The 20,200-nt window shown below is 46.6% G+C and carries 1 protein-coding gene and 1 pseudogene; both read right to left on the reverse strand.

Annotation, left to right across the window (positions count from 1 at the left end):
* Positions 1-42: 42 nt before the first annotated feature.
* Positions 43-1,230 (reverse strand): annotated as a pseudogene (locus tag K7G70_RS18115) (transglutaminase domain-containing protein); the annotation flags it as partial.
* The gene (locus K7G70_RS14695) at positions 1,187-20,137 is read right to left on the reverse strand and encodes a CARDB domain-containing protein (RefSeq protein WP_223789413.1); all 18,951 of its coding nucleotides are present in this window, start codon (positions 20,135-20,137) and stop codon (positions 1,187-1,189) included. The gene K7G70_RS14695 and the pseudogene K7G70_RS18115, both read right to left, overlap by 44 nt.
* Positions 20,138-20,200: the final 63 nt, after the last annotated feature.

The following is a 20,200-nucleotide window of genomic DNA, read 5'->3' on the forward strand; positions in this document are numbered from 1 at the left end:
CGGATCCTTAAGGTCGTTGGCACTGCCCCGGTAATGGGCATAAGGAATGTAGGCACTGACCCAAGTATGGTGCAATCGCACCGCTCGAACTTGACCGCCTTGAATGATGGGCTCATGCGCCACACCGGCTCGATCCAAAGCTTGCAGTACTTGACTGGGCTCGTTGATGCCCAAGGTAATCACCGCTTCATCGATGGGTAGTTCAATCACCCCTTGCACAAAATGGGCGGGGATGTTGGAAGCCCTGAGTAATGCGATCAACAAAGCTGACTGATCCACATCGTTTCCGGCATATGACAACAAAGTTCCGTGAGCCCCTTTCATGCTACCGGCATAATACTGTCGCCTGACTTGCAATCGCACAAAGTTATGGATTTTGATGTAGTCATGCTCCAAGCTGGCGGCCATGGCATAGATATCTGGGGTCAAAGCCACCACATCATCAGCAATCAAACCAGCGGCATCCCCGGGTAATGCCATTTCATCGGCATAAGTCGGGGTGATCATGGGTTCCGTGCTCAAGGGTGGTGCCACCCAGTTTTGGTGGTTATAAGGCAGCAATTCATTGCGCAGGATGGGCCGTGACTCAACCGGTGCTGACATGGGTTGTTGGCTTCGTTTGAGTTGTTGGATGCCTGATTTGGTCCATACCTGCCATGATTTGACTGGCACTTGCATCGCCCTTTCAATGGCTTGCCAGCGAGTTTGCATGTTTTGTAACAATTCTCGACTTGGTTCTGAAACCACTGGTTTCAATTTCATCAGTGGTCCGTTCGACAGATCTGAGAGCCAATGTTCTGTTTTCTGATAGTGATGCTTCAGCTGGTTGAATTCATGGTCAATAAAATCTTGATGTTGTTCATGCAATTCTCCTTTGATGCGCGATAATTTATCCAACTGTTTAATGAAGTTTTGTTCAGCCGATTGATATCGAATCAAGGGATTGTCGTGGTGCAGTTGGGTGTCGTCTGTGACTGCTTGGGCGGCCGCATAACTGGCAGCCACCCCAGTTAGATCCCGGCCCATCAACAAGCCTTTCAGCCACTCTTCCTTTAATTCTTGAGGGTCGTTTGCCCACAAGGTGGTGCTGAAAAACATGATTAAGACGAAAACTATTCGAGCCACATGTCTCAATTCCCAAATCATGTATTTGTTATTTGGTTGATTGTCCTTGTGCTTTTTCATTTCAATGGCCCTCCATGTCGGTAAACAAACCAGCATTATCGGCATTCATAAAACCCGGTGCAGCGCATTCAAATGGATCTTTGAAGATAAATGGGTACACTGTGTCTGAGTCATGTGCGAAGTTGTCACTTGGATTAACGTCGGATATTTCATCAGGCATCAACACCTCTGCTGAACCCATCACCAATGCCGGTTCTGCCGCCACCACCACGGTTTGGAAAATGAACTCGACTTGCCCACCAATTGGCATGTCCAGTAACTGACCTGTCAAGTTACCCACGCCACTGTTTTGATAACAGTGGCTTCCTGAAGAGGCCACACAGGTCCAGCCAGGAGTTGCCAGACCTGCATCAAACTCAGCATACGCTGCCACGCCATTGATTGCCTTATTTCCAGTGTTCTGAATGATGTAGTGGTATGTCAGGCTTTGTCCGTTCTTCACCCCAGCTTGGCAATTGGTGATGGCAGCACTCAGGTCTGGCCGCTCACCTGCAATCAAAGTCAAATCCAAGCTTTGATGCACGTCCACATCGTCGTCAATATACACCTCTAATGTTAATGTGGCAGGTGAGTCGTTAACCATAAGCCAAAATTCACGGGTAATGGTCTCACCTTCAGCCAGGTCATAGGCAAAACTGAATCCATCCGGGTTGGGAGTGATCATCGTGTCACTGTGAGCCAAAAGCAATGTTTCCGGTAGCAACACCTGAACATGACCCGCTACAGCGCGGCCACTGTTAACCAACTCGAATTGAACTGCGCGGGCATATCCCAATTCATTGGACAATCCCAATGGATGGGTATAAGAAAATGCGGCTTTGAGAATTGGCATGTAACCATTGATGCCATTTTGACCCATCGCTTGCAACAACCAATCCAAACCGGCAAACACAGCAGATCCCTCCAAGCCATCCAACCAACTGATGGCCCAGTGATTGGGTTGATTGATACCTGGACCATTGAAGTGGGCCGCTCCGGTGGCACCTGACAAAGACACCTGTAACACCGGCTCAGTGGGCTCAATCGCCAACACTTCAGGAGCACTGAAAGGCGAGGCCAACCATTCTGTGGCAATGGCAGACTGGTGAGTACCGATCACACTCACACCCATGGCTGAATAGGATTGGGCGGTCAAGTTGTCATGGCCACTGGCAACCAGCAGTCCGGCACCAGCATTCACTGCTTGCATCAATTGATCTTGCTGTGTATCACTGAGTAGAACATTCTCCGCCAACAGCGCATAAGCCACATACTGACCTGTGGCCATTGCCTCGGAAAATTCGCTGGCTTCGGTGACCAGGTCAAATGACCAACCTTCTGACAGCAACATGTTTTCCAGCATCACCTGCTGGCTGGCCAAATAGGGTGCTGTGGCCGGACCATTGGGGTCATCTGTGGCCAGAGCAGGAAACAAGCGCACATCAGCCACTTGTAAATCACCGACTTGGCCACCTATATCAGCCATCAATTCACAACCCACATCAATCAAACCGCTGGACCAACTGGTAACCCCCTGAGAGCTTTGCAGTGACAAAGTCAGCTGATATGGTTGCATCATGATGGCCGGATTGGCACCACTGGCGTGGTGTACCCAAGCCGCCACAACACCATTGGTAGGCGGCATCAACAGCAGATTAACATCACTGGTTTCCCCCTGTTGATCAATGACTTGTTGGCCGATGTTGATGAAGTCGACATAGGCTGCCGTTTCTGTTTGGATCAAGGTGCCTTGGGCATCAAACAGTTGCGCTGTGATGACATCAGCAAATGCCCAACTGTGCTCTGTGCGACGTTGTAGGCGGTAGTCACTGAGGCCTTGGCATTGGTTCGAGTCAACTTGAGCAGTGGCCGGATCGACCAATAACAGCAGGCGGCCAGTTTGTTTGTTGGCTCGGACATTCGCTGCCAAGACGGGTTTTTCTTGATAGAACCCAAAATTTTCAATCCTGGTTAGGTTGGCCTCAACAATCACCTGTGAAGGATTGTTGTTGGTGGTGAGCATCCATTCATTCAACAGTGCTTCCTCAATCACAGCCACCGTGTATTCACCGGGAACCAAATCCACCAGAGAATAATGTCCCATGGTGTCGGTCAGAATTTCCTGACTGATTTGATTTTCATCAGTAACGCGCAGTGCCACTTGATTGAAACCGACTTCTCCGCCATCAATCATGCCGTCTTGATCGTCATCCTGCCAAACGCGACCTGACAAAGCGCCCACTTCGATGTATTCGACTTGTCTGATTTGTGGTTCACTGACATTGCCAGCTTGGTCGGTGGCTGTCACAGTGATCAGATTCATACCAACCTGCAAATCCAGTTCCGGGGAGTTGAACTGTCCAGCTGCATCGGTTTTGACCACACTGAAGCTGCCATTGACATCAATCCCAATGGTGTTGCTTGGTTCTGATGATCCACTGACCACCACATGCCCAGTGGTGTTTTGGCTGTTGTTGATTGGAGCCGTAACCACCAGCACTGGAGCGGTGGTGTCGATGATGAACTCACGTATGACTGATGCACTGTTTCCAACCTCATCTGTGGCTATGATGAGCAGTTCATGGCTACCTTCGGCATCCACAACATGTCCATTATCGATCGTTATTTGGTTCAACTCTGCCACGGCAACAAAACCATGGTCATCAGTGACTTCAAAGTCCACCAACACAGGCTGATTGGTGATCAGTCCATCTGATGGGCTGTTCACCTCGATCATCGGACCTTGGGTATCGACTGCAAAAGAGACCACTGCACTGGTGGTCACATTGGCATGACTGTCTTCTGCCCTGAACACGACTTGATGATCACCATGGGTTAATGACAGTTGTGTGCCATATTCAACGCCATTCCATGTCAGAGGCACCCACGTGGATGAGCCATCCAGTTGGTAGCTGACCTCGTTCACATCACTGTGGGCATCATTGGCCAAAACCACAAACTCAACATTGTTATCGAATAACTGATTGGAAATTGGCTCGACCACGGTCAATTCCGGGCCCAAAACGTCTTGTAAATCAATCAAGTGGTCATCCAGCAACTGCCATTGACCCTCGATTTGAACCTGCATTTCCAACCGATGCGGGCCAGAAATCAATGTGTCAGTGGCGAACTCTGTTGTACCCGTCAACACTCCTGCAGCGGTCAAATTTGCGGTCAAGTTATCAGCATCCTGCAGCTGATTGTCTGCCACCCGATATAAGCCTATTGACAACGGCAGTTGCGTGACTGGGAAATTATTCTGATTGGTCAATTGCCAATCAACCAGCATGGTATCACCCAAATTGTGACTGGAACCAGCATCCAGACTGCCAGTGACATCCACACCATCGATCAGCATCACATTGACTGTCGTATCAATACCAGTGTTACCGGCCAAGTCCGTAGCACCCACAATGATGCTGTTACTGCCACTGGCCAAAGGCACATCAGCCAGATTAAACAGACCCGCATGATTGGCCTGAACAGAGGCTTGGTATGCACCATTCACCAAGTTAACCGTGGCCATGGCTTCAGTGTTTCCACTCACGCTGATGCTGGGTTGATTGGTTTCACTGTTGTTGGCAGGATGGGTGATGATCACCACTGGTGCAGTCAAATCCAAACTAAAAGTCATGCGACGGGTGGACGTGTTGCCGGCCAAATCGGTGGCAACGACCATCAATATGTGACTGCCCTCCTCATTGATTGGACTGCCAGAAATGTATGGCGCACCGTTCAATGTGGTCAGGGTGTTGGCTAAATTCAGTTCAGTGATGACCACATCTGCCTGCACCGGACTGTTATATAGCCCGCCATCACTCACTCCAGTGATGTCAATCACCGGCGCGGTACTGTCGACTTGAATGGAGACAGATTGGCTACCAATATTGCCCCAGTCATCTGTGGCTTCAAGCGAAACTTCATGGGACCCATCAGACACTCCAGTCAACCAATACTGGTAATTGTCATTCAAACCCTGTCCTGCCAGTGTGACTTGTTGGATGCCATCCAACATCACCCTGACGTGTCCTATGTTTGCGTGCTCATCGATGATCACTGCCCGCATTTCAAAGCTGGATGGGTAATGGGCCATGGCTTGTGGCTCAATGATGTTGATTTGTGGCCCATCAATATCAGCCGTTTGGATCGTCAGGGTATCAATCAGGTAACTGTCACTGCCTCCAAAACCACTCAAATCTGCACTCAACACCAACAGATATGGGGCGGTTGTCATTTCGCTGCTGTCCCACAGAACCGACTGCTGGGTGCTGGCTCCGACACCCAAAGAAGTCACCCATGTGTCCACCAACAATTGTTCACTGAGGTCATCCTGCCATAAAGACAGGCTGATCGGCACATTTTCTAATGCCACAGAGTGGGTGTTCGTGAGTTGATAATTCACTTGCCATTGGCGACCCAAAATCACAGCAGCCGGTAGGTCTTGAATCTCGCCACCCAATGACAAATCAGCCGTTACTGGCAACACGATAAATGGTATTTGGGCTGATTCTGTCACCAAATTGGTTTGTAATTGCACCCTGGCAACATATGCTCCTGGCTGAATGGCTGTCCATGATTGAATGAATGAACCCGCAAAACCAGGTAGCAATGACCCCAAGTTTTGTGTGTCACTGAATACCAGTACCTCATTCTCATCGAAAATGTCCCACAACAATTGTCCAGACTGAGGCACATTGCCTTGCTGATAAATAACGTTGGCGGCTAAGTTGATCGGCTCGTTCAATTGAACTTGAGCAGCAGAAGTGGATAATGACAGAGACATTTGAGCCAATTCAAACACGGCAAAAGCCTGTTGTGTTTGATCCAAGACTTGTTGGTTGTGATCCAATAAGGTCACTTCAACCCAATAATCACCAGCAAACACTGCTGCACTGTTCCAGCTGAATGCCTGCTGCCAAGCCTGATTTGACGGTAGCGAATCAATGGCTTGAGTCTCATCAAAACCCACTGGAAACCCATTTGCGTCGGTGATGCGTATCCCTATCGACCCATTAAAAACCAAACCTGGGTTATACACGCGGACCATTCCATCCAAGTCATCACCAGGCAACACCGTGGCGGTGTTCAATGTCACATGGACATCCGGTATGGCATCATCAATCACTTGAAAAACCTGGACAGCTGAGTTGTTGTTTTCATTGGTTTCCAGGACTTGATTGTTGGAGTCTGCCACCACACGAACCGTGTACTCTCCCAGAGTATTGGGTGGCTCGATGGTAAAACTTTCCACCAACAGCTCACCTGCAGATAAACTGAAATCCAATGGCGCTGGTGCAAGCACTTGAGAAATTAAATCTGGACCGGTTAATTCAATCAACAAACGGGCTTGTTCGACATCCACTTGACTGACATTTTTGACCGATACAGTACCAGATATTGACTGGCCAAGTTGCGCTTGTGATGGCAACAGTTGTAAGTAGTGGCCTTTGATTTCCAAGTCAGCCAAAACGGCTTCATTCAAAGTCACCTCAATGGCAGCTGAAGGAACTGATTCCATGCCATTGGCTTTGTGTGCCACAGCGATCAATTCATTGGAACCAGGAACCAAAGATAAATCACGGAAAACAAACAAGCCCGGTGGTTGCAATTGAATTAATTCATTGTTAGACAACAAAACAATGCGGTTGTCTGGCAACCAGGTTCCCTGGGATGCGAATCCAGTGTCATTGATGACCCATACATTTTCACCAGAATTCATATCAATGATGGTTTTGTCACAACAATCGACATCCACCATGACCAGATTGACATCGGTGCCAACCAGCGGATTTTGCAAGTCGGTGTTTTCTCGGGCTTGGGTCACAGTAGTCTGGTCAGACAGATTCAACCGGGTGATCGCTTTGTGTCCATTCAATTCAGTTTCGTAGAACAAATGACTCGCATCAAAGTTGGCCCGCAATGTGGTCAAATAGGCCGTGGGACCCATTGAAGTCAAGTTTTGTGACTGCGTATTCAACAACCACAACTCACCGTCGCTGAAAATGCCATTAGGGAAATTAACAAAAGCCAGTGAATCTGTTGCATACCAATTCATGGCAGGCTGGTACAGTTCCTCGTTTTGATTGGTGTTGACTTTGTGAAACTGATCATTGCTTGTGGTGTACAACCACAATCCATTTTCTACCAAGCTGGTGTCAGGATTGAGCCCTTCCCCCCAATAAAATATTTGGCTTCCATCCATCGAAACAATGGCTTTGTTGATCTGATAACCACTGAATACCGTACTTAACTCGCTGCCATTCAGTGCGAAAACACGCAGACTGCTTTGGTCACCATAGCCCACAACGGCATAAACCAATGTACCGTCACTGGACCAGAAATAATCCCGAACATCAAAACTTTGTAGGGCCACAGATGAGTTTGACGCTGGGTCGGCAATTTTGACTTCACCGGTATTGAAATCATAGTAAATGAATTGATCAGAATACGGATTAAACACCGGTGTATCAAAGTTGCCGTTGAATGGCACCCTGGACTCCGAGTAACCGATTGATGCCTGTACACGTTCAATTTCAACATCATTTTGATGCAATGCCACTTGTACGCCTGGATCGGCCTGCCCTGATACGTCTATGGTCAATTGATTGACACTGATTGGATTGCCGTGAGTGGTTGGTGCGGTGATCTCTGGCGGGTTGGGAGGAATCAAGTCCAAAGGCATTGCAGAAACCACCGCTGAGGGCAGACTTTCATTGCCAGTTAAATCCACCGCAGTGAGGCGATAATGATAACGAATGCCGTTGGTCAGGCCTGTATCATCATGACTGGATTCAGTTAATTGATGAATCGGCGCAAAACCTTCGGTCAATGATTCTGACCGATAAATGATGTAATGAGAAAATTGGGTGTCAACGATTGCTTGCCAAGTCAGACTCAGCTGTTGTCCACCAGGCGGCGCGCTGATCACCAACCCTTGGGGAGGTGGCAGCAATTGTTGAGACACCACAATGATCACTTCATTGGATGGATCAGACACATTACCAGCCCCATCAACTGCCACCACTTGAAATCGATGTTCGCCATTGAGTAAATCAACGGCTGTGTGTTGCAAGGTGCTGGCGTCTGGAGAAACAAACACCAAATCTCCATTCCGATACAACCGGTAAAAGGCGATGTCATTGGCGGCAGCAGGGGTCCAACTCAGATCTACTTGATTGCCATTAACCAGCAGACCTTCCAAAGTCACCGCATCCGGTGGTGTCACATCTCCAACCGTGATTTCATCAATGGGTGTTGGGTCACTTTCAAAGCCATATTGATTGATGGCGCTGAGTTGAATTTGATACATGCCATCAGCCATGGTGCGGTCATAGCTGGTGGTCTTAATCAAAGGTTGATGCCAAATCTCTACCTCACTCAGTGCAATTCTGGGTCCCCCAGAATCACCCAGGGGCATCCAAATCCGCAACGCATCTGTCAAGTAAGGTGTATCCGGTGTGAAGCCCACCTGAGCATTATCGTTCCCGGAAAAATCGGCTTGTGTGATCCAGCCCACGGGAGATCTGAACTGCAACCAATAATGGCTGGGAGCTGATACATCACCGACATAATCATAATCCTGCTCCCAATGAATTTGGACATCTGTCACCCAAAAATCTGCAGGCCATTCAATTTGAACAAAAACTGGAACACCATCGGTGCGGTCAGCATAAGAAGGGGCCCAAGATGACAGCAAATCACCGTCTGTAATGGTGTAAGCGGCATAGGCTGATGAGCTGACCGATGTATTTAATCCAACGCTTAAAGGCATCAAATCAATGGCAGGCTGCTGATTGATGTATGGTAAGTAGCCGAAAGTGTCAGCCTCCGGTGCCTGCCAAGATAAGGTCAAGTCGTACCCATTCAACACGTTGGATACATTCAGTGGTAACGGTGGTATTGGGCTGACCTGAACGCCTACCAATGCTGTTACACTGCGGTTACCCGTAGCATCCACTTGAGAGACGGTCATCTCATTCTGGCCTTCGGTCAATACAGCATCAATGATGCTAAAAAAACCATCTGCTGTAACTGTTGGGCTGGCTAATGGGGTCGAACCTGACATGTTATTTAATGTGGCATCAATGACTCCCGAGCCCGGAGTGGAACCGTTGAAAATCACATTTGCCGGATCCAAAATCGGAGAATATGGTTGATCGATGAGCACTGAATAAACCCTCAATTCACTGCTGTTGACTGGATTGGATGGATTGTCATTTTGATCCACCGCATGCAATCGATAGACATAAATGCCATCAGGCAAACCCAAATCTTCGTAAGTGGTCTGATCATAACTTGAAGAAGTTAAACTGGAAAAGTCATTCTCAGGGTTTGGTTGCAGTCTTTTTCTGGCAACCACATAGCCACTCAAGTCGGTCTCGGCAGCAACATTCCAGTTCAAATGAATGTCTCGACCAGTGACGATTGCATTCAATCCAGAGACAGGCTCTGGTGGTGTTAAATCGGTGTATTCAGTCACAACCACATCAGGGGCAGGATCAATTTGAGCCGCCTCATCGGTGGCTGTGGCCTTGAACTGCACTGTGCCAAACGACAAGCCAAAAATGCTTGGGTCAAAGGTGACTGAAAAAGGTGCTGTAAGATCAATATCAATGCTGTTCCAACTCAAACCATCCAACGAATATTCGAACAACACTTGATCAATGTCCAAATCAGCTGAACTGGCGTGGATGGCAATGGCTGTCTCGAACTGAGCACCATTGAGGGGCTGAGTGATGGTGACATGAGGGGGCTGGATGTCAATATCTACTTCTACTTGGTTGCTGTTTTGGCTGAAATTATTGGCCAAGTCGACAGCCACCACATGATAGCTGTGCTGTCCATCAGGGACGTCAACATCAACCCAAGATGTCGCCATGATAAGGGAACCTTGTATGGTGCCATCTCCAGATATCAGCGTGTTGTTCCTGAACACCAAATAACCCATAAGGTCTGATTCTGCGTTGGCATTCCAGTTCAGTTGAACTTCATTGTCATTGAACAGCAAATGAGTCAGGTTAAGGGGAGCTGATGGCGCCACATTGTCGACCCAGATGGTGTGCTCAGTGAAATTTGAATTTCCAGTCAAATCTTGGGCTTCCAGTCTGATCACATATTCGCTGTCTTGTTGCAAAGAGTTGGAATCCAATTCTGCCAGCTGAGCCCCCGTGACAGGGAAGTTTGACTGTGTGATCAGTGTGCCTGGAGGTGCTGCAACGGAAAGGCGATGATACAAACGGTATTGGCCAAAATCGGCTTCGCTGAATGCTGTGCCATGAATTGCCAGCATGCCGCTGATGCGTTGGCCCTGGGTTGGCGCTGTGATGAAGACTTCAGGCCCAGAACGATCAACCGCAATGTCTACTGTGTTACTGGGGATGCTCAAATTTCCTGCCGCATCAGCAGCCACAACCCAATAGCTGTATTGCCCCTCAGCCACTGCTGGATCCTGGTAAGTTGTCTCTTTCAACAGATTTTGGTTCACCACCTGGTTGTTGCGATACAACCAATAGCCCACAGTTTCTGATGAAGTAGATGCCTGCCAATTGAGCAACACATTCGGCCCACTCAATTCTGCTTCCAAAAACAATGCCGGCGCCGGCGGGTCCACATCAATGATGAAAGGGCGAACCACCTCTGAGACCAACCCCACCTGGTCAAAAGCTTGCAATCTAAGATCATAAGATCCTGAGTTCAACTGGTGGTGCCACTGCAAGATGTCTGCCCCGGAAACCGGCTCAAACTGGGTGTAAAACAACACCCAATCCGCATCATCCTGATCTGATGATTTATAACTGAGCGAATAAAAACTCAAATGATCATCGGTGACACTGCCTGTAATCAAGACCTCCGTTGCATGAGTGGATTGTGCCGCTGGAGCGGCCAGTGCCACATCAGGAGGCGTGGTGTCAATGGTGATTTCAACCACTGTTTCACCAATCAATCCGGCCTCATCGGTGGCAACAACTTTAAGCCAGTAATTTCCATCAGGCATGGATATGGGCCATGTCACGGTAAAGTTGTCATCAATCAATTCGGCTCCATTGGCAATGGGTGACCATTGAGCGGGTTCAACTGCCGGGCTCAATTCAATTTGATAGCTTTCGAAATGAGCTTCTGTCACCTCGCCGCTGATTTCAATGGTCGCTGACTCTCCACCTTGAAAGCTCTGATCAGTGGGTTCAGACAGCACAGTTACAGGTGGTATGTTATCCACAGTAAATGAATGTACCTGGCTGAGTTGATTGCCGGCTTTGTCACGTGCCAACAGCCGCACCTGATGTTCAGATTCACTGAGCCCGGACAAATCAACCAGTGTGAACTGGCCATCAGTTGCTGTTTGTAATAACAGTGATTCCGGCCCCGGGGGTTCAATCTCTTGAATCCACACTTGTGTCAGCTGTGGATTGATTTCATTCAATTCCAAGACCAATTCACCGGTTCCTTGGATCACGGGCAAATTGGGGGCCAGCAACCCAACTGGAGCGGTGGTATCCACCACCACATTGATGGACATATCAACCATGTTTCCTGGTGCGCCACTTTCTGTGGCAGTCAGTCTGATCTCATAATCACCATCTGGCGCCACCACACCAAAGTCATCCTTTCCATCCCACTCCAGTTCGTGACTTCCCTGCCCCAAAACTTCTGAGTTTACCAGTGTTCTGATCGATGTCAGGCTGCTGTTAAAGACTTCAATGGACACCTCAGCATTGAGGTTCAATCCAACCAAAACCGATGTGAGGTCCAGCACTTGGTCGTCGTTGGGTGAAACATACCTGTTTGTGACCCGATAGTCCCAAAGCAAATCAGATGTATCATTGAAACTCACTTCTATGATGGCTTCATTTTGATTACCCGCCAAATCAGTTGCAGATATTCTCAGCGGATATGTATCGGCTGGTAGTTGGCTGAGATTCCACTGGCTAAACACTTCAAAATCAGTCTCATTCAATGCAACCAAGTCAATGACATCAATGGGGTTCCAACTCCCGTTATACTCGAATGACAAATGGGCCAACCCAGGATTAAGATGAGGGTCGCTGATGACTGCCAACACGTTTTCCAAACTGCCAACCACAGCACCATTGACGGGCTGATCAAAACCCACCACAGGCAATGCGCTGTCAATCACCACATAGGTGCTGAACTGTTGTTCTAAGCCACAGTCATCGGTAATGGATGATTCCAACAGATAGGTGCCATCTTCCTGCAGTGCACCTGCATAGTAACCGTCCCAGAACAGGTCGGTCTGTGCATCAATCATCAAACTGTCATCAACCTGGAGGCCAACATAATTTGCCACACCTTGTCCATCCAGTTGGTACAACTCCACTTGAACCTGCAATGGTTCACGAGCATAAATACTCAGATATCCCACTTCGGTATTGAATCCGGTTCCCAGTGGAGACAAGAATTGGGTGTTTTGTGAGCTTGAGATGTCGGCATCCAGGAGGGCATCAATCTGAACCTCAATTGAAGTACATTGACTGACTCCTGTGGAGTTGATGGTTTCGATGATTATTTGTGACTCACCGGCAAATTCTGGGGCTGCCAATTCCCAACTTTCTGCAACCAAGTAACCATCATAAACCAGATCAGAAACCAGGTTTAATTCACCATGGTGAATCTCGATACCTGTCAAAGATTTTATCCATGATCCTTCAATGAATTGGTTGGCCGTCATGTTTTTGTTGCTGTTGTTATCAAACTGCAACGAAACTGGCAATTGTATGATTCCTGTGTTCAAGTCGGTCGCGCAAAACACTTGACCACCATTGGGTTCAATGATCTGTGTGTTGACCGACTGGTCTTGGATCAAAATTTCGATTCTTTCTTCATATGCATTACCTTCTGAATCCTTGAAACGGGCATATATATCCTGAGTTCCTGCAGCAAAATTCGATTTATCAAATACCACTTCAGTCAAAAACATTGAACGGCCACTGTCTTGTGTCAACGCAATGTCAGTGGTGATGTACAATAAATCTTCCACTTCGCCTTGCAATCGGTATATTTCAAGGGTTGCCGGCAAGTTGGAACTTGCCCCAAGCATGCCATCCACCTCAATGGTGATGTTCGAATCCATTGGATGTGACGCATCACAAGATTCACCCGCGATATACTTTTGAGTAACCACCATGTCACTCATACAAATCGGTCGAAACGCCCCAAGTCCATCGTCAATGTTGATACTGGTTCCATCTCCACGATTGCCATGGTATTTGACACTTGGGAAGTAGCATGAGTTGTGATCAATTTCAAACAGTTGTATCACCCAGCCAGCGCTGCCTTCATCGGCAGCTTGAGTGGCGGCATATACAGGCAGGTACAGCACTGGGTCTTGTCCGATGTTGGTTGCAGTCAAGATGGGGTTCACAATCTCATCGGCTTGGGTTTTGACAAACAGCCAATAGTCTTTGTCACTGCTGATATCAAACGCTTCACGCATCGCTTCTAAACTGGTCGTCAATCGTTGATTAAACTTAGTGGCTTGCCTTAACTCTGGCGGCAAAAACCCCAACCCTTTTTCGAGATATTGATCCACTGAAGCCAATAACTCCACTCCTTGATTAGCAAATTGAATGTTCCAGTCCACACTGTGGGTATCACCATTTGCATAGGAAAAGTCAAACCTGACATTGATGACCTCTGCAGTGTTCGGGAATAAATCTGATGCCAAATGCAGATAGTATGTTTTGCGCCCGTGTTGCAAACCAAACATCCCTGGGGCACCGCCGTCCATCATTTGCAGTTCTTCCTCATCCAACAACAATTCGGTTTGCAAAAACTCCTTGGCAGCAAACTGCAGAAGATGTTCCTCGACAATCCCTGGATCAGAGGGCTTTTCCCGATAACTGGTCACCATTTTTACTTGGTTAATGGACTCATTTGAAAATGACTCCAATACAAAGAACAAATCGCCTTCCACATCCCAATCGGCTATGCCAAAGCTGTTTTCCTTGGCAACCACGAAGTCATCTTCACATGGAGGATATGCGAATGTAGTGCCATCATCTTCCGGGCAACTGAAGGGGACCACGCTGAGGGGATAATCTTGCCACGGCGGCCTTTTCAATAAAAACACGCTGTAAATGGGATCGATGTCAATGGTCATTTCAGCGAAAATTGATTGATTGCCTGCCAAGTCAGATGTGTAACATCGATACAATTCATTCAAATGTAAATCAAATATGAAGTCATGAGTGAATTTCAGAAAACACCTGCGTGAAATATCATCAGACCAAGATTGGCTGATTTCATCGAAAGACTGTATAAACGAGTTGGCCTTGAGGTTGTCTTCATCAGTGAACTCGTCATAGTAAAAGGCGTGCGTGGATACCCCTGTGCTCCAAGGAAATGTCAGGTACTGTGAATAGTCCATGCCTTTTTGGTTTTGCATCAAGCGGGCTTGGGTTACTGGGGGTGTTACATCTAATGTGACTTGATAAGAATAGTTATTGAAACTGATGGTGTACACGCCTTCGGTCAACGCCTGCCCCAGATGACCTGAACCATCCCAACTCACCACATCGGACTGGGGGCCGATGTATTCACGGGTAATGGTTTTGACTGGCACCCCATTGGAATCTTTGATTTCAATAAGCAGTTCCGATGTTTGCATCACATCATATTCAATCAATACCTGATCCTGGACACCATCACCGTTGGGAGAAAAATGCATTGGACTGACATTTGGATTATTGATGTCTGAACTGACTTCTCCCACATACACTTCGCTGGTGTCAGTGGTTTGGTTGCCAGCTTGATCAAATGCAGTCAGTTTCAAGCGATAATGACCCGCAACTGTCGGAGTCCAATAGGTCATGAAACCCTCAAAAAGCGGCGTGTCAATGACGTCAATGATCTGCCAACTTTGATTCGCCGATCCTATGGATTGCCACTCCAGGGTAAAACGATCAAAATTTCCATCGAATGCACTACCCGAAATCAGCACACCGCCATCCTGAACTTCAGTGGATATAAATGCAGTCAGGTTCTCTTCAGACTGAAAGATGCCATAAAATTCGTTCTCAAATTGTGCACATTGGGTATGGAACGGTAAGTAATGGCTGTGCAGAAATGCTTTTTGCACCACCTGAGGCCATTGTTGTGTAACAGACAGGGCTTCAAATTGAAAGCTGCTGAGCAGTTGAGATTCCAGTTTTTCGATATCCTGCAGTATGGATTTTGGATACATTTTTGAACCAACAGAAAATAGTCGACTCATCCCTTCAAACAAAGGTGGGTTGTAGACCTTCATATGATTCAACTCAGTGACCTCAATTCGGGTTAAATCACTGTACTGAACACGTTGATTGAATTGGTCATTGGCGTATATCTGCACCAACTCATCCGAATACCCGATTGAAGACAGGTCCAAAGTTCCGCTCAGCGTGGCAGATAACTGCAGATACAATTCTTGATCGGCGGCTTCGCTGACTTGTAATTGTTCGATGACCAATGACAGGTCTTGTAAATCACTCAAAGCATAAGGTATTTCTCCAGTTTCATGATATAAAATCAAGCTGTCTAGTGAGCCAAATTCCTGAGTTAACTGATTTTCAAAATAAGTCATATTGATTGGATGCGAAGCTTGTACCAAAAGCTGTCCGAAGCTGTCATAGACACGGCTAAAACCTGCTGACACTTTGAGCAATTGATTCTCACGCAATAATCGGATCACAGAGATTGTCATCGGGTCATCCGCTTCATCAATCAGGAGAGTGACTTGGTTATTGTCGGCTCGATAATATTTCAATTCACCCGCATCCTTTGAATGAATGAAAAAGAACTTTCCATTTTCAGAAACAATGTAGTCAGCAAGTTCAGGATACTCAGCCAACTGCATTGGGTTGCTTAAGTTCTCTGTCGAATCATGGTAATATTTTTTAACTTGATTGCTGTCCTCTGTGGCCCAAACCCATCCGTATTTCAGTTTCTTTTTGCTCACTACCTGCTCACCATTGACAGCAAAATTCAATGCCTCTGAAGACACAGCTGGGTCGTGTGATACTTTGTGATGATGGTATTGCCCTTGGTCAAAATACCGGACCAGCGTGAATGAATCACCAATGTAATCCAGAGAGAATGTGTTAGAGCTAGGTCCGTTGAGGCTGCTGACATGCCTACTGGCGGTGTTGTACTTCCAAAGCTCACTGTTGCCAGTGGTGTCATTTTGTGTGTAAAAGATGATGTTGCCATCTTCCAACACTTTGAAAGGTTGATTGTGGTTGAATCGATGTGCGGTGAGGAAAGCGTTTGACAGCAAACTTTTAACTTCAGTGGCATCCGTTTTTATGCGAAATAAGCCACTTTGTTCATAACCTTGATTATCAACATATCGGTTGGTAAAAATGTATTTATTGTTTGCACTGAAGAATACTTGACCAGAGACTGCATTCAAGCTGCACGTCAAATCAAAAAATGTCCCCTTGTTTTCATTGATGGCATCCAACAGTGGGGAGCGGTTGGTGTCGACCACCATCCTGGTTTCTTTGAAAATACCAGAATTTAGACCAAACAGTTGTACCCAATAGTGGCCATCTGTCACCAACCGACCGGCGACATTTTTTCCATCCCAACTGACGTCTCCGAATGAAACTTGAGTTAATGCAGGAAATGATTTGACCAATTCACCGTATTCATTGATGATTTTTATGGAAATGTCATCACTGGCTGTCAAATTAAAAACCACGTTGGTGTGGTCTTGTACACCATCTCCATTGGGAGAAATGAATTGTTCGGAAACGTAAAGTTCTCGGTTTTGATTTTCAATCAACAAAATAGCATGGTTATTACTTTCGTTGATCTCATCAATTTCATCATTTGAGTCAAATTCAGCTTCGACGTTCTCAATGGTGTCATCATTGGGGAATGTGAAATTAAAATCGGTTGTAAGGGTAGAGCCTGCTTGAATGGAAGGAATCGTTAATTGCCCAACCAAAGTTCGGGACACAGCAGATGCAGTATAGAGGCGCAACTCGCCATCAATCAAATCTTGTTCTCCCAAGTTTGCCACAGAAACTTCAACGGTAATCGGCTCTCCCAATACCGGCTGAGACGGATTCAAATCAATACCTCCAGCCGAAACCATACCATCAGCTTTGCTCAATACCCGAAATGTTTTGAAAGCCACATTGTCATTTTCATTGAACTCGTCGACTGCATTGGTGGGGTCGACCTCTGCCACAAAAGTGATTTCACCAAATGACTGGAATGAACTTATGATAGTACTGATATCAACTTGGTCTTGGGCATTCAGTGGTCCCGGATATGTAACTGTATCAATCAATTGATTGGGGGCATTGTTCAATTGTTGGTAAAAATTAACGTCAAAAGAGCCACTGTCATTGTTTGATGTGTTTTGGATGGTGGCTGTCAATACCAAATCTTGTCCCGACAATCCCGGATCCGGGTTGAATGATAGACTTTCATTACCCAGCAACAAATTGGTTTGTATGTTGTTAGAAATGGATACAGGCAAACTCAGTTGGTTATTGCCTTCATCTGATTCTGCCACCAAATCATCTTCGTCTATGATGAAGTTTATTTGATGATCGCCGATCTCATCAGGTGTCCAACTGAATTCCCTGACCAGTGATTGTCCACCGTTTAATTCTGGGATGAAATTTTCATACAACAATTCAGGAGAACCTGTGCCCAAAAAATATACTTTGACATCAAATCCCGGAGAGCTTTGTGTTCCTGGGTTTGACACAGCAAATGTAACCAGGTCAGATTGTCCCAACACAAAAGGCTCAGGGTGAGACACAGATGTCGGATTGACAGTTAAGTCCATGTTCGCTTCAACAGTCAAAGAAAACTGAATTTGATTGTTTTCTTCATTCACTTCCTGGATCTGATTATTTGGATCGATCAACAAAACATAATTGAGGGTATCTGATACTTGGCTTATCGCCGTATCAAAGCTCACAGTTTGACTCGACATGGAATCTAGCGATATGACAAGGGTGTCTAAAATCTCTTGATTGAAGTCATCAATGAATCTGGCCAGACTGACTTCAACATCATCGACAGAACTTGACGATAAGTTGTTGACAATAACAGAAGTGCTGAGATCATTGGGAAGTACAGCAACAGTTGATGGATCATAAGTCAAGCTGCTCCAGTCAAAAGCCAATTCATGAGCGGAAGTTACTGGCTGTACTTGGATGCTCAGAGGCCATTTGTTGTCTAACTCATTGGACTCATCAATGTTGTTTTCCAAATCAATGATGAGTTGTAAGTCAATGATTCCCTCCATACCAGTGGTGCTAAGCACGATGCGTTCAGAAATGGACTGACGAGCTGGTAATTCAGCAATTAAGTCACTGCTGATGATTTGTTCAGCAATCATGATTGCCACACTCACATCATCGAATGATTGATCAGAAGTATTCAATACTGTGAAATCAATCGCGATGTTTTCCCCAGCAATGGGTTGGCCATTAGAGACTGCTGCTTGTGACAGACTGATGTTTTGTGACTGCACATCAGCCAACACATTCATGGCCAGTGAGGTGGCATATATGCTGCCTTCAAATGAGCCATTCACGCTTTGCATGGAGCTTAACAGGGTCACGGCATCTTCGATGACAGAAGAATGATCCTGATTGTGAGCTGCTTCGAGAGCTTCAATCACCAAGGCCGTCTCATGAGCTGTGCTGGCACCAAAACCAAAACCACCATCAGGATGCTGCTGAGCCAGAATAAAATCAATCAATTGCTGTTCAGCAACACTGTTGTTGGTCAAATGATATATGGAGTGCAACATCATGCTGCTGCTGGTTAGGGCACTGGCTCCACCTTTGGCATAACCAAAGCCCCCATCTTCATTGATTTGGTCCAAAACATATGTCAAGGTATCCATCGTTGGAATAAAGTTTTCACCTTCTACAAACATCAAAGCTTTAAGCACCAAAGCAGTATCAAATGAAGAAGAACCTCCACCCGGCTTCAATCCCCAGCCTCCATCATCATTGACAGAATCTTTTAACTGCTGGGCCAAATCGGCTTGGGCCGTTGAACTCAATCCTCCACTCAACAACATCCAAGCCATTTCATCATGTGTTGGTGATGAAAAATTCGCCAGCCAGTTCTCACCAACAGTGACCCAGTCTGACAATGACAACATTTTAAAAGTAACCAATGCCGTGGCTGTGTCCCTAACTTGGGTCGCCGATTTGTCACTCCAGTTTTCATACTGTGCCAATGTATCAGTCAGAAACAGTTCCGCAGACTCCGGATCGTAGACGGCATTGGTATCCAGAGGATAGTCCAAAATGACTGGATCACCTGAACTGATGGCTTGGTTCATGGCTGGAAATCGAATTTCTCCCATGCCGCTGGTTTCAGCAAAAAACCTTTTCTGAAGCTCCTTTTGTAAAACCAACAAGTTCCCTTTGATGGCATCATCAATGGACTCTTCCGGTTTTTTGAGAAGAACAAATTTAAAACTGAATTGTTTCTGTGACTGATCCACACCTGGGGAGCGAATTCCTTCGACAGCAATGATGTCATTAATCGATATATTGACCCGAGATCCGCTGGCTTGTGTCCCAATCAATGGAGGCGTATCTGTTTGATTCCCTGGTGTCCCGTCTTCGATCAAGAAAAAATCAGGCACTTCATTGGCATGTTTGAACCCCATCAAGTACAAGTCCAGCGGACTCAGAGATCGGCTGACCGCGATGGCTTCAAATTCACCAGGGGTATTTTCATTCCAAGAAGAGCCATACATCAATGATGCTTGACTGTGCATGAAGAAATTCCAATGGACCCCATCCCGACCCAATAAGGCTTGGCTGATGTTGTTGTCTGCATCTTCATACAAAACATAGATACCCCAACGGTGCATCATTTCATGAACCAGCACATCCAGAGTGGTGTCATAAAACCTGTTACCAGGATTCATTTCCCATTGGCCGATTGACCCCATGTCTATGGTGGCCTGCAATTGTTCACTGCTCATTATTGAGCTGTTATCAAAAATCGGCAAACCAATGCCTGATACATCATTTTCTAATGTAATGGC

The sequence above is a fragment of the Marinicella meishanensis genome, from assembly GCF_019931145.1.
Lineage (GTDB): Bacteria > Pseudomonadota > Gammaproteobacteria > Xanthomonadales > Marinicellaceae > Marinicella > Marinicella meishanensis.

What these genes read in the sequence shown, in the direction of transcription:
- K7G70_RS14695 (WP_223789413.1), bottom strand. Translation starts at nt 20,137, where the DNA reads ATGAGCAGTGAACAATTGCAGGCCACCATAGACATGGGGTCAATCGGC.